Origin of the sequence: Psychrobacter sp. CLB018, from assembly GCF_041222815.1 — a bacterium.
Lineage (GTDB): Bacteria > Pseudomonadota > Gammaproteobacteria > Pseudomonadales > Moraxellaceae > Psychrobacter > Psychrobacter faecalis.
Genome location: NZ_CP166085.1, coordinates 1,378,016 through 1,401,505, shown reverse-complemented (window position 1 = coordinate 1,401,505; position 23,490 = coordinate 1,378,016). Strand labels below are relative to the sequence as shown.

Annotated in this window: 19 protein-coding genes; 4 read left to right on the top strand and 15 right to left on the bottom strand. The window is 44.1% G+C overall.

What is annotated here, in order from left to right; genetic code table 11:
• Window positions 1-114: 114 nt before the first annotated feature.
• From AB8P72_RS05970 to AB8P72_RS05930, 9 genes are all read right to left on the bottom strand, one after another.
• Window positions 115-1,107 carry a KpsF/GutQ family sugar-phosphate isomerase gene (locus AB8P72_RS05970; RefSeq protein WP_068404216.1) on the bottom strand — a complete coding sequence of 331 codons (993 nt, stop codon included), beginning with the start codon at window positions 1,105-1,107 and terminating at the stop codon, window positions 115-117.
• 249 nt (window positions 1,108-1,356) lie between these two features.
• Window positions 1,357-1,893, bottom strand: coding sequence for an RNA chaperone Hfq (gene hfq, locus AB8P72_RS05965; RefSeq protein ID WP_068404214.1), 537 nt, complete (start codon window positions 1,891-1,893; stop codon window positions 1,357-1,359).
• 372 nt (window positions 1,894-2,265) lie between these two features.
• Window positions 2,266-3,459, bottom strand: coding sequence for a tRNA (adenosine(37)-N6)-dimethylallyltransferase MiaA (gene miaA / locus AB8P72_RS05960; RefSeq protein ID WP_313205721.1), 1,194 nt, complete (start codon window positions 3,457-3,459; stop codon window positions 2,266-2,268).
• Window positions 3,460-3,519: 60 nt separating this feature from the next.
• A complete protein-coding gene (mutL, locus tag AB8P72_RS05955) occupies window positions 3,520-5,283 on the bottom strand; it encodes a DNA mismatch repair endonuclease MutL (protein ID WP_313205720.1) in 1,764 nt (587 codons plus the stop codon).
• A 51-nt stretch (window positions 5,284-5,334) separates the two neighbouring features.
• Window positions 5,335-5,859 carry a tRNA (adenosine(37)-N6)-threonylcarbamoyltransferase complex ATPase subunit type 1 TsaE gene (tsaE, locus tag AB8P72_RS05950; RefSeq protein WP_068404209.1) on the bottom strand — a complete coding sequence of 175 codons (525 nt, stop codon included), beginning with the start codon at window positions 5,857-5,859 and terminating at the stop codon, window positions 5,335-5,337.
• A complete protein-coding gene (locus tag AB8P72_RS05945; RefSeq protein WP_313205719.1) occupies window positions 5,852-6,475 on the bottom strand; it encodes a 6-carboxytetrahydropterin synthase in 624 nt (207 codons plus the stop codon). Before AB8P72_RS05945 ends, tsaE begins: the two co-directional genes overlap by 8 nt.
• Window positions 6,476-6,628: 153 nt before the next feature.
• Entirely contained in the window at window positions 6,629-6,958 is a 330-nt protein-coding gene (locus tag AB8P72_RS05940; protein WP_313205718.1) for a YnfA family protein, read from the bottom strand.
• A gap of 11 nt (window positions 6,959-6,969) precedes the next feature.
• A complete protein-coding gene (locus AB8P72_RS05935) occupies window positions 6,970-7,776 on the bottom strand; it encodes a PhzF family phenazine biosynthesis protein (protein WP_369958220.1) in 807 nt (268 codons plus the stop codon).
• Between the two features lie 54 nt (window positions 7,777-7,830).
• Window positions 7,831-8,292, bottom strand: coding sequence for an isoprenylcysteine carboxylmethyltransferase family protein (locus AB8P72_RS05930; RefSeq protein WP_369958219.1), 462 nt, complete (start codon window positions 8,290-8,292; stop codon window positions 7,831-7,833).
• A 279-nt stretch (window positions 8,293-8,571) separates the two neighbouring features.
• Between AB8P72_RS05930 and htpX the strand changes: the two genes are divergently transcribed.
• A complete protein-coding gene (gene htpX / locus AB8P72_RS05925; RefSeq protein WP_068404200.1) occupies window positions 8,572-9,486 on the top strand; it encodes a protease HtpX in 915 nt (304 codons plus the stop codon).
• A gap of 86 nt (window positions 9,487-9,572) precedes the next feature.
• On the opposite strand, the gene betT is transcribed toward htpX, so the two are convergent.
• The 3 genes from betT to nspC form a co-directional block, all read right to left on the bottom strand.
• Complete coding sequence (gene betT, locus AB8P72_RS05920; RefSeq protein ID WP_369958218.1) at window positions 9,573-11,813, bottom strand: choline BCCT transporter BetT; 2,241 nt, start codon at window positions 11,811-11,813, stop codon at window positions 9,573-9,575.
• A 297-nt stretch (window positions 11,814-12,110) separates the two neighbouring features.
• Entirely contained in the window at window positions 12,111-13,382 is a 1,272-nt protein-coding gene (locus AB8P72_RS05915; protein ID WP_068404196.1) for a saccharopine dehydrogenase family protein, read from the bottom strand.
• A 257-nt stretch (window positions 13,383-13,639) separates the two neighbouring features.
• The gene (gene nspC / locus AB8P72_RS05910; protein WP_068404194.1) at window positions 13,640-14,854 is read right to left on the bottom strand and encodes a carboxynorspermidine decarboxylase; all 1,215 of its coding nucleotides are present in this window, start codon (window positions 14,852-14,854) and stop codon (window positions 13,640-13,642) included.
• A 90-nt stretch (window positions 14,855-14,944) separates the two neighbouring features.
• Here nspC and AB8P72_RS05905 point away from each other — a divergent pair, with 90 nt between their 5' ends.
• Window positions 14,945-15,610, top strand: coding sequence for a DUF924 family protein (locus AB8P72_RS05905; RefSeq protein ID WP_068404192.1), 666 nt, complete (start codon window positions 14,945-14,947; stop codon window positions 15,608-15,610).
• 182 nt (window positions 15,611-15,792) lie between these two features.
• Here the strand turns inward: AB8P72_RS05905 and AB8P72_RS05900 are convergent, their stop codons facing one another.
• Both AB8P72_RS05900 and lpxB read right to left on the bottom strand, forming a co-directional pair.
• On the bottom strand, window positions 15,793-16,671 hold the full coding sequence (locus tag AB8P72_RS05900) for a ribonuclease HII (protein ID WP_068404190.1): 879 nt from the start codon (window positions 16,669-16,671) through the stop codon (window positions 15,793-15,795).
• A gap of 93 nt (window positions 16,672-16,764) precedes the next feature.
• Window positions 16,765-18,159, bottom strand: coding sequence for a lipid-A-disaccharide synthase (lpxB, locus tag AB8P72_RS05895; RefSeq protein ID WP_369958217.1), 1,395 nt, complete (start codon window positions 18,157-18,159; stop codon window positions 16,765-16,767).
• A 539-nt stretch (window positions 18,160-18,698) separates the two neighbouring features.
• Between lpxB and AB8P72_RS05890 the strand changes: the two genes are divergently transcribed.
• Window positions 18,699-19,781 (top strand): 3-deoxy-7-phosphoheptulonate synthase, encoded by a 1,083-nt coding sequence (locus AB8P72_RS05890; RefSeq protein ID WP_198327847.1) that lies wholly within the window; start codon window positions 18,699-18,701, stop codon window positions 19,779-19,781.
• 137 nt (window positions 19,782-19,918) lie between these two features.
• On the opposite strand, the gene pepN is transcribed toward AB8P72_RS05890, so the two are convergent.
• Window positions 19,919-22,534, bottom strand: a complete 2,616-nt coding sequence (gene pepN / locus AB8P72_RS05885; RefSeq protein ID WP_369958276.1) for an aminopeptidase N — start codon at window positions 22,532-22,534, stop codon at window positions 19,919-19,921.
• Window positions 22,535-22,929: 395 nt separating this feature from the next.
• Between pepN and pal the strand changes: the two genes are divergently transcribed.
• Complete coding sequence (gene pal / locus AB8P72_RS05880) at window positions 22,930-23,448, top strand: peptidoglycan-associated lipoprotein Pal (RefSeq protein WP_068404186.1); 519 nt, start codon at window positions 22,930-22,932, stop codon at window positions 23,446-23,448.
• Window positions 23,449-23,490: the final 42 nt, after the last annotated feature.

Sequence of the window (23,490 nt, the reverse complement as noted above, 5' to 3'; positions counted from 1 at the left end):
TATTAATGATTTTATTATGAGACGTATTCTTATTAAACACTCTTTTATTAAGGCTTTTTCCTACGTTACATCTTAATTGCGCCAATTCTTAATACAGCGTTTATTAAAATAGGGCTACTTAACACCGGCTTGTAATAAGTCATGTACCGTAATGATGGCCTCCAAACGCTGTTCCTCATCGATGATCAGCAGCTGGCTAATGCCGTTTTCATTCATCACACTTAAAGCATCGGAAGCGCGCATATCTTTACTGACGCGGCGTGGATTGCTGACCATCAGCTCACGCATCGGGGTTTGCAAATCAATGCCTTTTTCTAAGCCGCGGCGCAAATCACCATCGGTAAATACACCAACGACTTTTTGCTCGTCGTCAGTTACCACTGTCATACCTAAACGCCCAGAAGACATGGTAAATAAAGCGTCTTGTAACGGTGCTTGTTGATTAATAAGCGGTAAATTTTCTGAATTGGTATGCATTAAATCTTCGACCCGCGTCAGCAGCTGGCGTCCTAAGGCGCCTGCAGGATGCGATAAGGCAAAGTCTTCTGAAGTAAAATTACGCGCATGCACCAAGGCCACAGCCAATGCATCGCCCAATGCCAAGGTCGCTGTGGTACTAGAAGTCGGAGCAAGGTTGAGCGGGCAAGCTTCTTGTGATTTACCCAGCGTCAAAATGATATCCGCCGCTCGTGGTAGCATGCCGCGTTTGTCTCGGCTAATACTAATCAGGGGAATATTTAGACGCTTAACCACGGGCAGCAGCATTCTAATTTCATCTGACTCGCCCGAGTTTGAGATAGCCAGTAGGACATCGCCCTGCACCAACATCCCCAAATCGCCATGCCCCGCTTCCCCAGGATGCATAAAAAACGCTGGCGTGCCCGTAGAAGCAAAAGTCGCGGCTATCTTACGACCAATCAGACCCGATTTGCCCATCCCGGTCACGACCACACGTCCTTTGCAGGCTAGGATAATATCGCAGGCTTGAGCAAATCTATCATCGATTTGTTCCGTTAACAATGCTAGCGCCGCCATCTCCGTATGAATCGCTTCGATGGCAGTGCTAATAAATTGTTGATGGGTCAGGTTGCGGTGCGGATTACTCATACGTTAGCTCTATATTTTCGGTGAATCAATGAAACATTTTACTATACTATGGCTGATATTAATAATATAGGGCAAGACGTCGCTTTCATCATTGCCCACTTACTAAGTAGTGTAAATAGTCGCTTGCTCAGCCATGATTATACGTCTATTTATACAAAAAAAACCCACTATAATTAATAGTAGGTCTTAATCAGCTATACAACATTTTAATAACATACTTTCAATCAAATAGACGTCAGATAGCGTTATTTATTGATTGCTATCGTCTATATCATCGTTTGATTTGTTTTCAAACATAGCATTGTCTGAAGAATTGTCGAAGCCACGATCTTGACCAAAGCCGCCGCGCTCAAAGCCGCGCTCTTGACCCTGTCCAAAGCTGCCACGCTCAAAACCACGATCTTGGCCTTGACCAAAACCGCCACGATTAAAGCCACTACGGTTGGCAAAGCCGCGCTCTTCAAAACCGCCACTACCAGCAAGGTTACTACCACGCTCAAACCCACTACTCATACCACCTTGGTAACCAGCAGGTGCGCCCGTTGAGGTTTGCGTACCCGTGCCAGTCGTCGTGCTGCTTCTAGGATTACGAGCTGGCACGACTGTTGAAATGGCATGTTTATAAACCATTTGACTCACTGTGTTTTTTAACAACACCACATATTGATCAAATGATTCAATTTGACCTTGCAGCTTAATACCATTAACTAAAAAAATAGAAACAGGAATGCGATCTTTGCGCAACGAGTTCAAAAACGGGTCTTGTAAAGTTTGTCCTTTTGACATGACATCTCTCCTAAATATTATATAATTATTTTTAGTGCCAATTATTATAAGTATTGCTTTAATTATAATGGCTAAGGGCAGATACAATAATAAGTTTTATTTATAAAACGTATCTAAATAAGCAGTAATTCTTGTTAAATAATTTCACTTTACCGTGAATACGTTATTATTGTAAATAATTAAGTAACCGCTTATTTTTTAAGACTTCCTACCAACAAAAGTTAATTAACGACCGTTAAAAAAGCAATAATACCGATATAATTCACACTATTTTACTATGATTTAAATTATAGCAGTTATCCAACCTTTATTTTGAAACTAATTGTCATTATTTTTTACGGGGCTAATTAACGCGCTTTATATGATTTGGTTTTAGTATAAATACTCTCTTACTTGGGTCATAGTAGCAAACGTTTTTATTTTGATATCACCGCGCATAAGCTTGTCATCGTTTTCATTTAGCTTGGTTACAATATTTGACGCATTATCAGGCAAATTGGGCAACTGAGTAAGTTTGCGCAGCCAAGTATATTGACGCTTCGCCAGCTGTCTGGTCGCATATAATGCCTTATTTTGCATTTGCTGACAAGCAAGTGCCTCGGTTTGAGCGCTGAGCGTCAATGGCTGATCGAGCGCTTGAGTAGTGGTGTCTTGTGGTCGTTTACTTGCACTCGCCGCTTCTACTTCTGAAAAGGCGTCATAAAATTGCGCTTTATCCAAGTGCGGCTGTTTAAATATTGGATGCTTAATATGGACTAGGTATTCTAATACTTGGCGATAACCGACGCAGCGCATAGAGGGTAAGTTTGGTGTCAAAGGGTACTGCTCAAGCAATCCGATCACTTCCGCCACTAGCCCATCATGCCACATTATATCCAAACGTTGCTCGATACGCTGATGTAGCCATGAACGTTCTGGCATCACCGCCAGCGCATGCCATTGCTGATTGGGATTATGCGCCAAGGCTTGTTTGGGCTTTTGCTGCCAGTCACTGATGGGTATATTGGTTTGCAGATAAACTTCAACCGCGCGCGTGATACGCTGAGTATCGGTCGCATTAAGACGCTCGTGGCTTATCGGATCTATTTTTCCTAGATAATCATATAGTGCACCAATACCTTCGTCTTGCCGCCACTGCTCCACACGCGCGCGCACGTCATCATCACTGTCAGGCACGGGCGATAGCCCATCAATAAGCGCCATGTAATACATCATAGTACCGCCAACGAGCAAAGGTATTTTGCCCCTCTCATGACAGCTATCAATTAAACGAGCAACATCATTAACGAATTCAGCGACGCTATAACTTTGCATCGGGTCAATGATATCAACCAAATGATGCGGATAGCGTGCCAACTCTGCAGCGGTTGGTTTGGCTGTACCGATATTCATATCACGATATATCAATGCTGAATCGACCGAAATCAGCTCATAACGCCCAGTATCGTATAGCTCATACGCTAGAGCTGTCTTGCCACTCGCCGTCGGTGCCATCAAGCACACCACGCTATTATATGCCAAATTGGGATTGAGGCGATAAGATGAGCTAGCAGACGAGATTTGCATAGGATTACCTTTATTTTTATGTGACTACTAAAACGTGTCCTCAATCTAATCGATGGACATCTAAATGGCTGTAGATGATAGCATCAATGCGATTAAACGCTGGTTATTTATAGACTTAAAAGCATGCTTAGCAAGTAATTCTTCGATATCTGCGTTAAATGCCCATAAATCTTCTGTAGACATTTTTGCTGCTAAATCAGTAAGCTGCTGATTGACAGCATTCGCATCATTAAATGAAACCTTTTTTCTAAATATATCCGACTCAAACAATAAGCTTAATTGCGCCTGCCATATTTCAGCGCCAATCAGAAAAAATTGGCTGCGATTATAAAACAGCAACCACGGTAGCGTTTTATCACTGACATTTTTAATTGCATCTAAATCATGACTCGTATTTAAAATAACCTCCAAACAATATGGTAAAGGAGCATTTTTTATCGATAGATTTTGTGACGTATTGGCCGTGCTTATTAATGTGCTACCCCGATTTATATTTTCAGTAAAAGTTGCCTGTTCTGATGATTGCGCATTATCGGTATTTTCTGACAACTGATATGGCTGTTTGGGCGCTTGTACTTGCTGACTTTTCGCTGAATAAATGGCCGATGACGTCTGTTGCCTTTCAGCAGCGAAGGCATTATTGATGGATAGATTATTATCTAATACCTGACTATTATCATCAGCGGAATTGATGGTCTGATTGATGTTCTGTTTGGTAGCAACCGTTTTAAGCTTTGGTTGCATCGCATGACTAAGATGCGCCATGATGTTATTTAGCGGGCTGATTTTGATACGCTGTTTGGACGGATGGACATTGATATTGAGCCACTCAGTTGGCAAATCAAAATAAAGCGCATAGCCAATACCTGATAACTGCGCACTTTGGGCAAGTTGACGCAGCTGATTGCTAATCAACGCTTCTTTTACCAATCGCCCATTCACATAAATTAATTTTGGAAAAGTACTTTGAGAGTCATTGCTAAGCCATAACCAACCGTTGATGTTCGCTTGACCAGCAAAGTTATTATTCACATAGTCTTTAGGCAATTGCATCAAACTGGTAAGGTCGATGGATATTTCTAAGGCGTTGTCCGTTAATGGCAACCCAGTCGCTTGCTCAAGACGTGGTAAAGGCAAACGATGAGCGTTATTGTTGCTGCTATTGGTATTATCGTTATCATTTGCAGACATTGCTCTTGAAGACAGCGATAACCGCTTTTTATTGTCATGAAACAAGGTTAGCGCCACATCTGCACGCGCCAAAGCCACTTCGCGGACAATGGTTTCGATATGACCGAACTCGGTCGCAATAGATTTTAAGTTGCCGCGGCGTGCGGGCACATTAAAATATAAATCTTTAACCGTGATAGTCGTGCCGCGTTGATGCACAACTGGCAACAATTTTGGCACCTCGTCCAATACACCGGCAACTTGCAATTGGCGACCAATCCCACTGTCGTCATGACTACTAGTTAAAGTCAAACGAGAAACTGCCGCCGTCGCTGCCAACGCTTCACCGCGAAAGCCCAGTGTGGTAATACCATGCAAATTAGCCACATCGGCCACTTTACTGGTTGCATGGCGAGTAATGGCCATGACCATATCATCAGGATGAATACCCGTGCCGTTATCCAGCACTTCAATCATACCCATGCCGCCTTGGGTAATACGTATTTCAATATTGCTCGCACCAGCGTCTATCGCGTTTTCAAGCAGCTCTTTGACCACAGCGGCAGGACGCGTCACCACCTCGCCCGCTGCCAATTGATTGATAAGCAGCGGCGATAGTTTTTTGATGCGACTATTGGAGGGATTATCTGGCATTAATGAGCGTCATACTTTTATAAAACCTCAGTGGCTGTGATGCGGTTTAACCTAAAGGTTAAGAGAAGACAAATCTAAGCCTTGCGCTTGGCCCGCCTTCGATAGTCGCAGCTCAACCTGACGCGCTTCTTTATCATTATCATCGCGATCGGCTTGCGTCATATCAATAAACAAACTCGGTGGGGGTAAATAGCTGTCCGCACGGCTGGCCCATTCAATAATAACTAAGGCATTTGCTTCATCCAAATATTCATCAAAACCAATAAAGGACAGCTCTTCTGGGTCTTGCAGACGATATAAATCTGCATGATAAACAGGTTTAATTGAACCATCTTTTTGCTCAATACTATAAGGCTCGACTAAGGTATAAGTTGGGCTTTTGACCGCACCTGTATGGCCGAGCGCCTGCAACCAATAACGCGTCAAGGTGGTTTTACCAGCGCCTAGATCACCCGACAGCCAAACACTACCCGATAAGGGCAACGCTGCCAATTGCACCGCCAAGCGCTGGGTATCTGCTTCAGAATGCAGCGTCAAGGTTTTCACATGTTGGTCTTGTTTTATATTATTAGGCATCAAACTTACCTTCCCTTACTTGCGTCTGTACTTGCATAGTCACGGATGGATTGATAAAGCTTTCACCGCGAATCAATTTGGCATATAGCTCGGGGTCATGCCATTCTGCCTTTACTTGCTCACTAAATTCAAAGTCTTCTAGATGAAGCTCACCCATTTGCGCGTTTGCCACATCGTCCGCAAAGCACTGTGCGTAACCGGTTGCGGTTTCGTGGGCAATCACCGAGTAAACGCTGACATCAGATTCACCGTTTTGCATTTGGGTTTGTTTGAGAATTTCTTGTGCCCAAAAGAAGATAACGCGTGAGAACTGCTCTGCTGACGGCGATACCGGCAAACTGATCCAGCGCGCGCTGAATTTCTTACAGGCGGCGACATATTCAGGGTCGTCTTTATTCCAAAAGCAAATCGCATGATCGAAGCTATCGATAATGTCTTTAATAGACGATTTTAATAGACCAAAATCATATACCATCTGCCCATGGTCTAATCGCTTAGCTTCAAGAATCAGCTCAATCTGATAGCTATGACCATGAATAGAATGTTTGCAGCGCTCAGAGCTACAATTACGCACGATATGCGCATTTTCAAATTTGAACAGTTTACGAATACGCATAATAATTGACCAAAACAGTAAGCTTTACTGTGTTAAACATGAATATTATAAGGGTTTGCCGCGACGACACATCGGCGTGCGGCTCATTATAGCAAATCGTAATGACTGCGTAAGTAGTCACTTACTAATAGCAATATTGGCAAAATCCATTCACTAATGACGTGGTGCAAACATAATAATTGCCATGCCTAAGAGCGCGACGATAGAACCCAAAATATCCCACGTGGTTGGCCTGATGCCGTTCGCCGTCCACAGCCAAATAATAGCCATCGAAATATAGACACCGCCGTAAGCGGCATAAACTCGACCAGTGGCGGTGGGATGTAAGGACAGCAGCCAAACAAAAGCGACCAAACTGAGTGCACCAGGAACCAGCAGCCAAATCGACTTACCTTCCCGCAGCCATAAATAAGGCAAATAACAACCGATAATTTCAGCCAGTGCGGTCAGCGCAAACAGTCCAACGGTTTTTAATTCAGTCAAACCAACCACTCCTAAACCGTGATAAATCCTGTCATATATTGCACGGCATTACCAGAAATTAGCACCCTATCGCCTGCAACGACGCAGTTTAAAATACCGCCTCGTTTTGATGCTTGATAAGCTATTAATTCATCTTTACCCAAACGCTCTGCCCACAGTGGTGCGAGCCCCGTATGAACCGAACCCGTCACTGGGTCTTCATCGCCACCATTGGCAGGCCAAAAATAACGTGAAATAAAATCGTAATCCTTATAGTCAGCGGAGGTGGCCTGACAGGTGACCACCACATTTAACGGCGCAAGTTGTTTTAATTGCTCGTTATCGCGCGCTACGTTTAAGACATCGGCTTCAGCATTATAAATCACAAAATAGGCTTGGGTGTTTTTATAAACTTCGACTGGTGCAACAGACAATCCTGCCAGCAAGCTATCGGGAATATCTTCAACCTTTTCAGGCTTAGTATTAGGAAAGTCCATTTGTATTTTGCCATCGTCTGTTTGCACGATGGTCAATATACCAACCGCTTTTGCGTAAAATTTAATGGTTTCTACATCAGGGTTTTTGTTAAATAACACAAAGGCTGACGCCAAGGTTGCGTGCCCGCAAAACGCAATCTCAGTCAAAGGAGAAAACCAGCGGATATGATAAATGCCATCATCGTCACATACAATAAAAGCTGTCTCTGACAAATTATTTTCAAAAGCAATAGACTGCATTAACTTATCGGAAAGCCAATTATCTGTGATAATAACGGCTGCTGAATTGCCTTTAAAAACGGTATCCGTAAAAGCGTCGACGACATTGATTTCTAGTTGCATAGCATGCTCTTCTTTTTTATTAACATTAATTTTGGCTATTTTTTATCCCGCTGTTTATACCCAACGTCTGACTTTTGCCTTATAAACCTGATAAGCCTTGCCAAATTTCTGTGCCAACATCCGCTCTTCTGGTTGGATTTGAAAACGAGTCATATAAAGTATAAAAATGGGCAACAACACAAAGGCAAGAAAGTGTGACAGATATAGTGCCCAGCTAAATAATACAAGCACCAAGCCTACATACATAGGGTTGCGGCTATATTTATACACACCACTAGTCACTAAGCTTGAAACTTTTTCAAGCGCTTGCGGATTGGGTGTGGTCTGCGCTTTTTTAAATTGAGTAACACCTAAAATGGCGCTACCCACTCCTATGGTGCCCAAACCCATTGCCAATGCCGCAGAACCTTTCAAAGAAAATTTCAAAGCAGGTGCGACTTTAGAGACACCAGCCATGGTCGCTGCAGTAACGATAACTTGCGCGACTGGCGGTACTTTTAGTTCTAGAGATTTCATAATGAGACCTTATATAGAATTAAATAATAAATGAGCGCTTAATTACTTATTATAGTATTCAGTGTTTATTTAGCTTTTCGCCTTTTATTCTTCATTAGTTAAACACTTTACGCCGCTGTTGTCCCTACTCTACAAGTTTTAAGTGACGATTGATATTAGAATGAGCGGCTTTATTATCCATAGAAGGTTATAATTGCCATTTGTTTCATTTTTACCCTTTACTCTAGTGAAGGTGTTGTTTCTAAGATGTAGTTGAACTTAAATGAGGAAGTTAGCGTCATGATGCGTATCGGATTGTTCTTATTAACCAACTTAGCGGTGATTGTGGTTTTTAGCATCGTGTTTGGTATTTTATCCAGATTTTTTGGGATTGGCGGCGTCCATGGCGCAGGCGGGCTAAATTATACTAGCCTTGCCATTATGTGCGGTATATATGGCATGGTTGGTTCGATGGTCTCGCTGTTTATCTCAAAATGGATGGCAAAAAAATCAACGGGCACAGTAGTCATTGAAACGCCAAGAAATGCTACGGAAAAATGGCTGGTTGATACTGTCGCCAAACACGCACAGGTGGTAAATATTGGTATGCCGGAAGTAGGAATTTTTAATAATTCTCAGCCAAACGCCTTTGCAACCGGTTGGAACAAAAACCAAGCATTGGTCGCGGTCTCCTCAGGGCTACTACAAAGCATGACACCCGATGAAATAGAAGCGGTGCTCGCGCATGAGATTGGTCATGTGGCCAATGGCGATATGGTGACCCTTGCGCTCATTCAAGGGGTGGTAAACGCCTTTGTCATGTTCTTTGCGCGTATTATTGGTAGCTTCGTCGACCGTACTGTCTTTAAAAATGAAGGGGACGGCCCGGGTATCGGTTATTTCATCACCAGTATCGTGATGGATATTTTGCTGGGTTTTTTGGCGTCTGCCATCGTCATGTGGTTCTCGCGCCTACGTGAATTCCGTGCTGATGAGATGGGGGCAAAGCTTGCCAGCCGTGAAAAAATGATTAGCGCACTGGATGCCTTGCGTCCTTCTGAGCAGCGTCCAGACCAGATGCCTGAGAGCATGAAAGCGTTTGCAATCTCGTCTGGGCAGTCTACGGGCTTTAGTATCGCTAACCTTTTCCGCTCACATCCAACGCTTGATGAACGTATCGCGGCGTTGAGAAAGTATAATCCTAGCAAGGCTTAAGCCGCAGCCCTAACATACATGACAGATGATAGCGGATGGCTAGAACAGCGCCGCTATTATCTGCATCGTTTGACCGTTATAAACAATCAACCTTTACCTGTAATTCCTACTGCCGCGGTGGCTGTGTTCACATCTGTCGCTGGCGGACTGGTAATAAAAGTCAGATACGCTTCATATTGTTCAAGCACATCATCAATCACTTGCTGCTTGGTCAAGCCCGTCAAATCATAACCGCCGGAGCCGGTTTGCGTCGTTACTTCTAAACGATAATAAACATCGCTAACTGGTGACATCTTGCCACTAAAGGTCGGTGACGGCGTCTCGACCATAGACACTTGATAGTAAAAGTCGTTTTGCGCGTCAGTAGATACCTTTAATAATGGCCCACCAACATCAATATCGCCCGCTATATGAGGAATATTATCACGATCAATCTTATAACCTTGGCGCTCAAACTCATTGGCGACATCGTTTAGCGCCGGACGAACGACACGCCCAAGAAATTGCTCTGTTTCTCGTTTGCTCGGATAAGCCAGCATTTGTCCCAAGCGCTGCTTCCAAGAACGCTCCGGTATATGCCCGCCACTTGGCGTAACAGAAGGACGACGCAGCACCGTACCTTCGCGCTCAGCCCGTTCTATTTTTAACGCTTTAGAAAAAGAGAACATCACCAGATAAACAATAATCGTCACAGGAAGAGCAAAGATAAGCGTGGCATATTCCATGGTAATGACGCCGCCTGCAATCAACATAGAGATGGTCAATACTGCCGTCAACACCGCCCAAAAAATACGTAGCCACTTTGGGCCATCTTCGCTTGGATCAGGGATAGAGGTTGAAAAGTTCGACATCACCATCGCCCCTGAGTTAGCACTGGTGATATAAAACAGCAATCCTGAAAGCGTCGCTAACGCTATCAAAATAGTCGCCCCCGGAAACAACTCAAGTAGCGCGTACCATCCGCGCTCTGGGCTTTGAACCGCAAGCTCGGCAAAGGCGGTATTTCCTTGTAATACCTCATAAAGGGCGGAATTACCAAAGAAAGAAACGATGATAAAGTCACATAATACCGGCACTGTAATCGCGGCAATGACAAACTCACGTAATGTGCGTCCACGCGAAATACGCGCTAAAAACACCCCAACAAACGGCCCCCATGCGAGCCAAAACGCCCAAAAGAATAGCGTCCAACTGCCCATCCAATCGCTACTACCGGGAACATAGGCAAAGGTTTTAAACATCCGAGCAGGTAGCGTGACAAAGAACTGACCCAAATTTTCAACTAAGGCATTTAACAAAAACGCCGTCTCGCCAGCGATTAGGATAAACGCCATCATTGCCACCGCGCTCCATAGATTGAGCTCGGAGATCCAGCGGATACCGCGATCAACCCCCGAAGTGGTGGCCAAAATGGTCAAAACAACCGCACCAACCACGAGGGCAATCTGTAACGTTAAGCCTTCTTCAAAACCAAATAACTTTGAGAAACCAACGTTTAAGAGTACCACGCCGATACCCATGGTCGTCGCCACGCCGAACACTGTGCCGACCAAGGCAAGAATACTAATACCATGGCCGATAGGACCTTTTACCCGCTTACCGAGCAGCGGATAAAGCGCCGCCCGAATGGATAAAGGCATGCCCCAACGGTAGGCAAAATAACCCATTGCCATACCAAGCAGTGCATAAATAGACCAGCCGGCAATGCCGTAATGGAACATTGTCCAAACCACAGCGTCTTGCATAGCAGCAGCACTTGCTCCTTCACCAGACGGCGGGGTCAAATACTGTACGACGGGGCCAGTGACTGAAAAAAACAGCATGTCAATGCCTACCCCAGCGGCAAATAACATCGCTGCCCACGTTCCCAGTTTATACTGTGGCCGCGAATCATCAGGCCCAAGGCGTATGCTACCTGCTTTAGACAGTGCTACCCACAGCACAAAACCGATGACCATCACCATGGTAATCACGTAATACCAGCCAAGATTGGTCGCAATCCAATCAACGACTGTTTTCATCGTTGTACTGGCATTGATAGGCATCAAAATTGCCCATATCGAAAACGCCACAATCACAACTGATGAGACAATCAGTACGCTCCAATTAATATGAGCCACACTGTTTTCTGACAGCTCCTGTGCTCCTTTTTTCAGATCGCTGCGGGAGATTGGCACATCTTCATCAAACGGTTTTGATTGGCGTTCTGTACCGCCAAACTGCCTGCGCTCAAACGGCGGGCGCGAGCTTTCGCTAGGCTCATTTACTGATGGGTTATTTGACTCGTCAGCCTCCCTTAAGCCATCGTCATTCGGTTTGTCGCTCATTTATATTCCTTATTTTTATATGACTGTCCGTATTAGGTTCACTATATTCTACCCCTAGTTTAATGTCATTATGCTGAATGTGTTTATCCAATGATGATATAGGCTTAGCGTCAGTAGTAAAGCATCGTGAGAGAAAATCATACGTATGAAACTATTTAAAGCTAAAGTAATGAAAAAGGTTAAAGCCAAAGTAATGAAAAAGGGCACTTGCATTCACTATAAAGTTTCTTGCATAAAAAAGCCCACCTAACGCTCTTATCGAGAAATTAGACGGGCTTTTTTATGGCTTAATATATATTACATATCAAACTCAAGCGCTCTATCACCGTTGGCGTCTTGGATACGCGTTGGCAAACCAATCTCATTTAGCAAGTTGATAAATGGCTTTGCATCAAGTTCTTCAACGTTGACCATTTTGCCCGCATCCCACTCGCCCGTCGCGACCAACATTGCAGCAGCAACGGGTGGCACGCCTGCAGTATAAGAGATGCCTTGGCTACCGACTTCGTTATAAGCGTCTTTATGATCGGAGATATTGTAGATAAATACCTCGCTATCAACGCCGTTAATTTTGCCTTTAACCTTGTCGCCGATGCAGGTTTTGCCCGTATAATTTGGCGCAAGCGAACTTGGATCCGGCAGTACGGCTTTCACCACCTTAAGCGGAATCACTTCTTGCCCTTCAGCAGTCATCACCGGCTGCTCAGACAATAGACCTAGGTTTTGGAGCACAGTAAACACATTAATATAATGCTCACCAAAGCCCATCCAAAAGCGGATATTTGGCACATCTAGGTTAGCCGATAAAGAATGAATCTCGTCATGACCACTTAGGTAACTGTTTTGCTCGCCAACGACTGGCAAATCATCGGTACGTTTGACTTCAAACATCTTATTCGACTGCCACTTACTGTCTTGCCAAGAATAAACCGTACCAGTGAACTCACGGAAATTAATCTCAGGGTCAAAGTTGGTGGCAAAATACTTACCGTGGCTGCCAGCGTTGATATCGATAATATCGATATCCGTCACCGAGCCTGCATCCATCATGTCATAGCCAAGTCGCGCATAGGCATTGACCACACCAGGATCAAATCCAGCACCCAAAATCGCCGTGATGTTCTTGTCGGCACAGCGCTGTTTACGCTGCCATTCATAGTTGTCATACCATGGCGGCGTCTCGCAAATCTTGCGCGGATCTTCATGAATGGCGGTATCAATATAAGCCGAGCCTGTTTCAATACAAGCCTCTAAAACGGTCATATTGACAAATGCCGAACCGACATTGATAACGATTTGAATACCCGTCTCTTCAATCAGCTGTATCAGCGCTTGCGTATCCATCGCATCGACTTGATGGGTATGTAATACCGCAGGCAGCTTAAAGCTATTCTTCTCTTTGACACTTTGGGCGATGGCATCACATTTATCTTGCGTGCGTGAGGCAATATGAATCTCGCCAAGGACGTCATTATGCATCGCACATTTATGCGCGACCACTTGCGCCACACCGCCTGCACCGATGATGAGCACGTCTTTTTTGCTAGGGTTAGTTTGATTTGTGTTCAATGAACAATCCTCCTTTGTGTCCCTGTCGATACCATCGATGGTGGCGAGTCAAAACAGAAACGAGTGAATGATATGCGTGAATTAAAAAGGAAGACCGAGGAAAACCCACGCACCCGTCGGGCAAAGCAGTATTTGGCTACTTGCTTTTACCCGCGGCGATTATAACAATTTTTACCCACCTTTCGGCAATAATTAATCGATAAGATGACATGCAATTTTATTATTCAAATCTTACCAGCTTATTATTAATAGCAAAATTAAGACAAGCTGGCCTTATAATCTTGATAATCAAACTCACGCTGCACATCTATCGACCCATCTAAACGGCGGATAACGATTGCAGGCATGCCCACACCATTGAACCAGTTTTTCTTGACCATGGTATAACCGGCAGCATTGCCAAACGCAATGGTATCGCCAATTTTCAAATTACTCGGTAAGGCGTACTCACCAAAGATATCGCCTGCCAAACAAGAACGACCGTAAATAATAGTATTGTCTGCAGCGCCCTCTTTTTGATCTTTATTTACCGGCATCATATCTATTGATTCTTCATTAATGGACACAATGGGAGCAGACTCGCGATAAATCAGTAAATCAAGCATATGTGCTTCGATAGAGGCATCGACGACGGCGAGATTTTTTTCATTGTGCATGGTATCTAAGACGGTCGTGACTAATGAGCCAGCACCATGAATACTTGCTTCGCCCGGCTCAAGATAGACTTGTACGCCGTATCTCTCGCTAAAGCCTTTTAATCTATCAGCCAGTTTTTCGAGTGGATAATCAGGCGCGATAAAGTGAATACCACCGCCCAAGCTCACCCATTCAAGCTGCGCCAGCACCTCACCAAACCTGTTTTCGATATCGGCTAAGCTTGCGCTAAATGCCTCAAAGCTATCATTTTCACAGTTGTTATGAATCATGACGCCTGTGATATCAGCAAGTACGGCGGTAATCTTATCTTTATCATGCTCACCTAAGCGGCTAAAGGGACGCGCAGGATCAGCAATAATAAAGGACGAATTACTGGTCTTTGGATTTAAGCGTAGCCCTACTGGTATATTTTGTGCTTTGGCTTGGTCTTTAAAAGCATTCAGCTGCGAGATGGAATTAAAGATTATTTTATCGGCATAGCTCAATACTTCGTCGATTTCATCGGCGCTATAAGCAACGCTATAAGCATGGGTTTCTTTTTTATTATCACCGCCTTTACCTTTACCAAAGGTCTCATAGCCCAACCGCACTTCATTCAATGAAGACGAGGTTGTACCATGCAAATAAGGCTGCATGACATCAAACACGCCCCAAGTGGCAAAACATTTGAGCGCGAGCAAGGCTTTGGCGCCAGATAGCTCGCACAGACGCGCGATAATCTGCATATTGGCAACGATTGCCGCTTCATCAAGTAGATAATAGGGCGTTGCAGGCAAAGATGAAGGGCTGGTTTGTAACGGTAAATTTGTATTCATAAGAGGTTACCTAATAGCTGCGGTCGGTATCATGACAGACCTAAATAATTGCGCTATAGTAGACTAAATTCATCATAATTAGAATATCTTATGGCACTCTCGACCGATTATTCTACGGCTAAAAACCCAGCCAACCTATCCCAGCTAGACCCACAAAACATCAGCTTAGAACATCTTGCTGCGGATGCGCGTGCGGTATTGGATTTTTGGTTCGATAAAGACAATGAGCAGTATTGGTTTGCGCAAAATGATGCTTTTGATAAAAAGATAAAAGACAAGTTTTATGATATTTGGCAGGCAGCAAAACAGGGTGAATGCGTGTCGTGGCGTATCGCAGATGCAGCGACTGATAGCAATAGCTCAGTCACAGCGCTAGCAGGACGCTTGGCAGAAATTATCGTGTTAGATCAGTTTTCGCGTAATTTATGCCGTGAGCAAGCGTGCGCTTTTGCCCAAGATGGCATGGCGCTAGCATTGGCACAAGAAGCCATTGGACAACCATATTTTGATACGCTGCCAGCGCAGTGGCGCAAATTTATTATCATGCCATTTATGCATTCTGAATCGGCCATGATTCATGAGCGCTATCTGCCGCTGTTTAAGCAATTAAATGATGCAACAACCTTAGAGTTTGAAGAGCGTCATAAAGAGATTATCGATAAATTTGGACGCTATCCACATCGTAACGACACGTTGGATCGTGAAACGACTGACGAAGAAGAAGCGTTTTTAAAGCAGCCCAACTCATCGTTCTAAGTATTTTTGGGACTTTGAAGATTTCTGTTGTTAAAGGTTTAAATAAAAAAACCCTCTGTTCTTAATAAACAGAGGGTTTTTTTATGACTAAAAGCATTTTCTTATTTAAATTTATTTGCTTAGGCTATTTTATTAAGCAGTCTCATTCTGCTAGCTAATGATCATTTTTAGGTCAGGCAATATTAACTTTCAAGCACTTTTCTTACCGGTGCAAAGCTACGTCTATGCGCGGCTAATACGCCATGAGCTGCAATCGCTTCCATATGGGCGCGCGTTGGATAGCCTTTATGCTTGGCGATGCCATATTCAGGATGTTCGGCATCAAGCGCATACATAGTCTTATCACGGCTGACTTTTGCTAGAATACTGGCCGCCGCGATACTGGTATGTCGGCCATCGCCTTTTACCCACGCTTGACAGTCAATCGCTGGCTCTTGAATACCATATTTAGCAATGCTTACATAATCTAAATCCGGGCAACGATTGCCATCAATCAATATCTCAAAACGTGCTTTCTGTTCTTCATCAAGGTATTTAGCAACTACTTCCAATAAAATCTCAGTACATAAGCGCATACCAAGCATGGTTGCTTGCAAGATATTGACTTGGTCGATGACCGCTGGCGGTATATCAGCGACGATGTGCGCGACTGCATGCTGCTGAACCAACGGATAAAGAATATCGCGCTTTTTTTCACTCAGCTGTTTCGAGTCCGTCAGTATAGACAATGGCGTATTTTTTAGTGGCTCATTTTCAATTAAACCTGACCACGCCGCAGGTAATATTGCCGCAGCGACAGTAACGCTACCTAGCAGCGGGCCACGCCCTGCTTCATCCACGCCAATTTGTAAGGTTGCTGGTTGCAAGTTTTCTAAACTTAATGAGTATTGCGCAATCAGTTCTGCGATATTGATTTGCCCTGATAACTGTATGGGAGCCGCCAGTTGTATGTATTGTCCTTTAATATCAACTTGCTCAATAACTCTTTCAGTCTGAACGGTATGCTTAGGCATAGCTGGGCTTTTTATAGGGTTATTTTCTGTAGAAGACATAGTACTCATAACTTTATTATTTCTTAACTTTACGGTTTAATGAATTTTTTGCGTGCCTAACATAATTAGCGCTTGATTACTGAGCTTAGTTATTAATCTTGATTACTGAGCTTGATAATTGTCTTGGCTGTCGTAATTTTCTTGACTGACATGACCGTCTTGTCCATTAAAATCATGACTTTGATAACTGTCGCGGTTTTGAAAAAACCACTGTTCGATGACGCTATGCGCAGGGTCATGATTGCTTTGTTGTTGCAATGCATACTTGGTATCAATCAGCGCTTTTAATTGTTCAGCGTACGCGCGCGGCTGCAACAAACGCATCACGGTACGACAGATATTATCACCACTTGCCTGCTCTTGGATAAGCTCGGGCACGATTGCGCTGTCTGCCAAAATATTGGGCAAACCGACATAAGGGACTTTCACCAAACGTTTTGCTATCTGATAAGTCAGCTGATTTAATTGATAAATCACCACCATTGGACGCTCAAGCAGCATGGCTTCCAAGGTTGCAGTACCCGACGCTAACATAACCATGTCTGATGCCGCCATCGCCAGCTGACTAAAGGCTGGCTGACTTTCATCATAGACCACCGCAATCGCCGCCCGCAGTTGCTCTGAGCGCTTATCGATCACATCTTGCACGATATATTGATGGTTTTGATCGACAGTTGGAATGATAAAGCATAGCTTAGGATCTAACAGCAAAAGTCTTTGGATACCATCGAGCATAAGCGGCAAAATAGCCGTTATCTCACCACGCCTAGAGCCGGGCATGACGCAAATAAGCTGACTGACCTCATCAAAGCGGTCGATGAAAAACTGCTGCAAGCCATCATTATGCCAGACCAATTCGCTACGGCGCTGATTGATGGGCGTCTCAAGTAAGGTCTGATCAATGGTTCGTAGTAGCGGATGACCGACGCAAATCGCGGGATGATTATAACGCTCGTAGACCGGCAGCTCAAATGGGAATAGGCAAAGTACCAGATTGGTCGCTGCCATAATGTTATGAATACGCGACTCACGCCACGCCCAAATAGAAGGGCTGACATACTGCACGCAAAACACGCCCTGCGGCTTTAATTTCTTTGCCACTCTAAGGTTAAAGTCGGGTGCATCAATGCCGATAAACCAATCAATACTTGCCGTTTTAAATGCCGTCAGCAGCTCTTGACGCGCTTTAAGCAAGTCCGGTAACTGCGCCACTACTTCGACCAAGCCCATCACAGCTAAGCGCGATAACGGAAAAATACTTTGTAGCCCTTGCGCTTGCATCTTTGCGCCGCCAACCCCAACCCAAATAATATCATCACGCAGATTATTCATCTGCTGCATAAAATCTGCACCCAAACTGTCGCCTGACACTTCCCCGGCGACAATCCCTATCACCAGTGGCGAGCTTGTAACCTCAGGCAATTTATCAAAAGCACCATAAGCATCCGGTGCTGGCGTTGTATCAGCAGGTTGGTGAGGCGTAGCAGGATCTGTCATGATAAGCTCTCAATATTAAAGTGGTACAATTTAATTGGTGCCATTTGAGTAGCACAGTTAAATGAAACAAAAGATAAAATGCGTCTATCATAAAAATGATTATATAAAATATAACATAGCTTAACCGTAATAAGATGCCCATTAAAAGGCATCTTGATAGCATTCTATAATGCTCGAACTTAGTCGTTTATATTGCCATCATACGTGACAGTGCTGGAAATAGCTAAAAATAGCGAAATTAGTGCACAAAATCCATTCAGTATCACTCATTTATATCTGCCTATAAACGTTCTGTTTAATGCAAATTTGGACTTAGGTTAGCGATAAAGCATCATTTCACCTATGCTTTACACTGCCTTATTATTCTTATATACCTATGAGTGACAGCATGTTAAGACGGGATGCAGCCATTAGCCATAACAAAGTTTTGGTCGCCACATTCCAGTTAGCAGTCAATTAACTGTACGACTGCCCTTGTCAACCAGCGCTTTTGTCCGCATAATGAATATCCCTATAAATCAGCTAGACGATATATAATCATGACAACACCAGCTACTCATAATGCAGATATTGACGACGTGAATATTGAAAAATTCATTCCTTTAATCACACCCGCTGAGCTAAAGTCTGAGCTACCTTTGTCGAATGACGCCTATAACACGGTTCTAAAAGGTCGCAATACCATCCAAGATATCCTCGATGGCAAAGACAAGCGTCTATTTGTGGTTATTGGCCCCTGCTCTATTCACGATATTAAAGCCGCCCACGAATACGCCGATCGCTTGGCGGTATTGGCAAAAGAGATTGAAGACAGCATCTTCGTTGTGATGCGCGTTTATTTTGAAAAGCCGCGTACTACGGTTGGCTGGAAAGGCATGATCAATGACCCTGATATGAACGACAGCTTTGATATCGAAAAAGGTCTGCGCACTGCTCGTAAGCTACTGCTTGATTTGAATGAAAAAGGTCTGCCGTGCGCAACCGAAGCCTTAGACCCAAATACGCCGCAGTACATTCAGGATTTGATTAGTTGGTCAGCGATTGGTGCGCGTACCACCGAAAGCCAAACGCATCGTGAAATGAGCTCAGGCTTGTCGTGTCCAGTTGGCTTTAAAAACGGCACCGATGGCGGCATGACCGTTGCGGTTAATGCCATGCAAGCGGTAAAAGAAGGTCATAGCTTCCTCGGCTTATCAGCAGATGGCAAAGTTTCTATCATCAAATCTAAAGGCAACCCCTACGCGCACGTAGTCCTACGCGGTGGTAATGGTAAGCCAAACTATGATGAAACCGCTGTTGCACAAGTTGAAAATGAGCTAGCAAAAGGCAAAACCAATAGCAAAATTATGATTGACTCAAGCCACGCCAACTCAGGTAAAGACCCGTATCTGCAACCAATGGTCATTCAAAACGTTGCCGAGCAGATTAAAAACGGTAATAAATCTATTATCGGTTTGATGATTGAGAGTCATTTAAAAGGTGGCAATCAAAAGCTAACGACTGACTTAAGCCAGCTTGAATACGGTAAATCTATCACCGATGGTTGCCTAGATTGGGAAAGCACCGTTAGCGCTCTACACAATCTACGCGATATGGTTAAAGACGTTTTGCCGAATCGTTAATAGTGACTGGTCAGAATTAGTCGTTATCGACCATTCATAAAAAAGCCCGTTTGATATCAGATATCAGACGGGCCTTTTTTATATCTTTTAACTGATTAATCTTGTTTTATAAGTATTAACTTATAAAGTACTGCTCTTTACGCAGTTGCAGAACCTTCATTTGCAGCACCTAATACACTGTTTAAGCTTTCAATTACATGCTTAGAAGTCGCTTGCTTTTGTAGTTCATGCAACTGCTCATGCGCCATTTGACGCCGCGGTTCCGCCAAAGTATTCCAACGTGCCAGCACTTGTAATAAGCGTGACGCTAACACCGGATTGGCGTCATCCAGCTTTTTAATCACAGCGATATAAATATCTAAACCCTCTGGTGTCCACAACACCGTAGGCTGCGAGGTAAAGGCACTGATGACCGAACGTACACGATTGGGCGTATTCCAATCAAAATCGTTATGCGCAAGTAAGGATTTAATAGTATCGGGCGTAACCGCATCAGCAGAGGCTTGCACACTAAACCATAAATCGATGACCAAATCATTATTTTGGAAGCGCTGATAAAAATCCGCCAGATACTTATCAGCATTTGCCAGTTGATGATTGACCATCGCCTTTAACGCGCCAAAACGCTCGGTCATACAGCTGGCGTTATCATACTGCTGCTCTGCCCATTCATCTGCACCGATAACGTTGGCGGTCAAGGCCATATCTAAGGCCACATTACGTAAAGCGCGATTGCCACGAGCTTCCGCACGGTCTTCATAAGCCTGTATTGGTAACTGCTTATAAAGCTCAGACCATTGATCTTTTAGCGCTGTCGCCAGCTGTTGATATAAGCTTTCACGTTGTGCTTTTACCAGCTCTGGATCGTATTCTTGATGAATAGCAGCTGCCAGCTCCTGTGATGATGGAATATCTAGCAAACGTGCCGCCAACATCGCATCATTAGCAGCCAGTTCAGGTAAGGCCTGCGCCACTGCTTGTAGATACACCTCAGGACTGCTTTTCGCGCCGTGACCTTGCAGTAAAATACGATTGACCAGCATTTGCGTAACTTGCCAGCGGTTAAAACCGTTGGTTTCATATTTGAGCAAAAATGCCAAGTCTTCATCTTGATAATCATAATTCAGCTGTACTGGCGCGCTAAAATCGCGTAACAACGACACGACTGGCTCGCTCATTACATTTTCAAAGGTAAAAGTCTGCTCTGCTTGATCCAGTAGCAGCATACGTTCAGCGATGATATGACCAGAATTTTTATCAAATAATGCGGTCGCTACGGGTATCGGCAAGGGTTTTGGTGCATCAAAACCTGCAACCTGACGGGTTTGCTGACTCAAAGTAATAGTCAATGTCTGCGTCGCGCTGTCATAATCTTGGTGACCAGACACCACTGGCGTACCGGGCTGACGATACCAGGCGATAAAGTCCTCAATCTTGCTATCGGTAATACTAAGCGCCGATAAAAAGTCTTCAACCGTGACCGCTTGCCCATCATAACGGCGGAAGTACTCGTCCGTACCTTTACGAAAGTTATCAGGCCCTAACGTATTGGCAATCATACGGACGATTTCAGCGCCTTTCTCATAAACAGTGGTGGTATAAAAGTTATTAATCTCAACGAAACTCTCAGGACGTACAGGGTGCGCCAATGGTCCGGCATCTTCAGCAAATTGATGCGCGCGCAAGGTTGCCACGTCATCGATACGTTGGACAGCACTTGACTGCTGATCGGCCGAAAATGATTGATCCCGATAAACGGTAAAGCCTTCTTTTAGACACAGCTGAAACCAATCACGGCACGTGATACGATTGCCTGTCCAGTTATGAAAGTATTCATGAGCAATGATAGATTTGACACTAAAGCTGCGTGCATCTGTGGTCGTTTCAGGACTAGACAAGACACAAGCGGTGTTAAAGATATTTAAACCCTTGTTTTCCATCGCGCCCATATTAAACTGACTGACGGCAACAATCATATAACGGTCTAAATCATACGCGCGGCCATAATTGACCTCATCCCACTGCATCGAGTCTTTTAATGCTTGCATACCGACAGCACATTTATCAATATCTTCAGATTTTGCATAGAGCTCAAGCTTCACCTCGCGTCCTTCGCTCGTCGTATAGCTGTCAGTCAATACATCTAAGTCGGCGATGACACAAGCAAACAGATAACTTGGTTTATTGGTCGGGTCTTGCCATATCGCGTAATGACGCTCAGGCGCATCCGACACTTCACCCGCTTCGAGCAAGTTACCATTACTCAATAGCGTCGGGAAACGCTTATCGGCTTCAAGACGCGTGGTAAATCTTGCCAGCACATCGGGACGGTCTGGATAAAAGGTAATCTTGCGAAAGCCCTCAGGCTCACATTGGGTGACGAACATAGTATCGTCACCACTACCGGCGATATATAAGCCTTCAAGCGCGGTATTGGTATGCGGATGGATACGTACTTGTAGTTGTAATTTGCTATGCTCCGGCGCATCGGTAATGGTCAATTTACCATCCGTTTGCGTATAGCACTCGCTGTTAAGTATTTCACCATTCAGCTTAATAGATAACAGCTCAAGTCCTTCGCCATACAGCACTAAGTCGCTCTCAGTCTGGCGCTGCATCATCAAAGTACTATCCACAATAGCATGGTCATCGAATAACTTAATATCCAAATCGACGGTTTCGACCGCAAAGCTTGGCGGTTGATAGTCTTTCAAATGTATTTTACTTGGCGCATGTGGCGGCACATCTGGCATGTCAGGATTGATAATTTGTGCGTCAGTTTCAGTAGTCGACATGGAAATTCCTATTATTATTCACGTTTTAAACAGTCAATTGATTATTTTACAGTGCCCTATTAATTAGCACGGTGTTCGTTATAAACAAAGTTTTTAAGATAGTTACATTGACCTAAACTATGAAATTTCAAGTACGATGAGTAATTAAATTGGTTAAGGTAGAAATCAATTCAAAGGTTTTAATCATAATGCTACATATCTTTAGGTAAACTCTCGAACTATTTACAGTAATACTACTTACATAAAGTAACATTTAGTATATGGTAGATAGTAATTACCTAAGTTTTACCGTAAGCAGTTCAAAAACAACAAATGCCATTAAAATCAATGCTATTAAAATTTTAGGAGCTTATATGTCTACCAGTATTGCAAAAGTTGCTGCCCTCGCAGTATTATCAAGCGCTGTCGTATTTGCGTCAGGTTGTGCTAACAAACGTGCGACATCAGAAGTGGTCGTTGCCCCACTAGGTATCCCAGGTGGTCAAGTTGGTTATAACGGTGCGGTTATCGTTGATAATTCAAATGCCGTTATCACTGGTGCAGAAAATCTACAAGCCGTGGTTTATTTTGCTTTTGATAGCAGTGAAATCACCTCAGAAGCTGCCAGTGTATTAAACCAACACGCTAGCCTCCTAAGCTCAAATCCAAACGCTGGTGTCGTTATCGCAGGTCATACCGATGAGCGTGGTAGCCGCGAGTACAACATGGCACTAGGTGAGCGCCGTGCCCAAGCTGCACGTAATTATCTTGCCGCTCAAGGTGTTGCGGTAAACAACGTCCGTATCATCAGCTATGGTGAAGAGCGCCCTGCTGTTGCCGGTACTACAGAAGATGCATATGCCCAAAACCGCCGTGCTGAGTTGTCTTACTAATAGCATTTAATAAGCGTTAATCAGCCCTAATTTAAAGAAGCC

Excerpts from the sequence above, each read along its gene's own strand:
- AB8P72_RS05900 (WP_068404190.1), bottom strand. The coding sequence starts at position 16,671 with ATGAGTACTATGTCTTCTACAGAAAATAACCCTATAAAAAGCCCAGCT.
- nspC (WP_068404194.1), bottom strand. The coding sequence starts at position 14,854 with ATGAATACAAATTTACCGTTACAAACCAGCCCTTCATCTTTGCCTGCA.
- AB8P72_RS05970 (WP_068404216.1), bottom strand. The coding sequence starts at position 1,107 with ATGAGTAATCCGCACCGCAACCTGACCCATCAACAATTTATTAGCACT.
- pal (WP_068404186.1), top strand. The coding sequence starts at position 22,930 with ATGTCTACCAGTATTGCAAAAGTTGCTGCCCTCGCAGTATTATCAAGC.
- htpX (WP_068404200.1), top strand. The coding sequence starts at position 8,572 with ATGATGCGTATCGGATTGTTCTTATTAACCAACTTAGCGGTGATTGTG.
- AB8P72_RS05890 (WP_198327847.1), top strand. The coding sequence starts at position 18,699 with ATGACAACACCAGCTACTCATAATGCAGATATTGACGACGTGAATATT.
- betT (WP_369958218.1), bottom strand. The coding sequence starts at position 11,813 with ATGAGCGACAAACCGAATGACGATGGCTTAAGGGAGGCTGACGAGTCA.
- hfq (WP_068404214.1), bottom strand. The coding sequence starts at position 1,893 with ATGTCAAAAGGACAAACTTTACAAGACCCGTTTTTGAACTCGTTGCGC.
- lpxB (WP_369958217.1), bottom strand. The coding sequence starts at position 18,159 with ATGACAGATCCTGCTACGCCTCACCAACCTGCTGATACAACGCCAGCA.
- AB8P72_RS05935 (WP_369958220.1), bottom strand. The coding sequence starts at position 7,776 with ATGCAACTAGAAATCAATGTCGTCGACGCTTTTACGGATACCGTTTTT.
- tsaE (WP_068404209.1), bottom strand. The coding sequence starts at position 5,859 with ATGCCTAATAATATAAAACAAGACCAACATGTGAAAACCTTGACGCTG.
- AB8P72_RS05945 (WP_313205719.1), bottom strand. The coding sequence starts at position 6,475 with ATGCGTATTCGTAAACTGTTCAAATTTGAAAATGCGCATATCGTGCGT.
- pepN (WP_369958276.1), bottom strand. The coding sequence starts at position 22,534 with ATGCCAGATGTGCCGCCACATGCGCCAAGTAAAATACATTTGAAAGAC.
- miaA (WP_313205721.1), bottom strand. The coding sequence starts at position 3,459 with ATGCAAATCTCGTCTGCTAGCTCATCTTATCGCCTCAATCCCAATTTG.
- AB8P72_RS05930 (WP_369958219.1), bottom strand. The coding sequence starts at position 8,292 with ATGAAATCTCTAGAACTAAAAGTACCGCCAGTCGCGCAAGTTATCGTT.
- AB8P72_RS05905 (WP_068404192.1), top strand. The coding sequence starts at position 14,945 with ATGGCACTCTCGACCGATTATTCTACGGCTAAAAACCCAGCCAACCTA.
- mutL (WP_313205720.1), bottom strand. The coding sequence starts at position 5,283 with ATGCCAGATAATCCCTCCAATAGTCGCATCAAAAAACTATCGCCGCTG.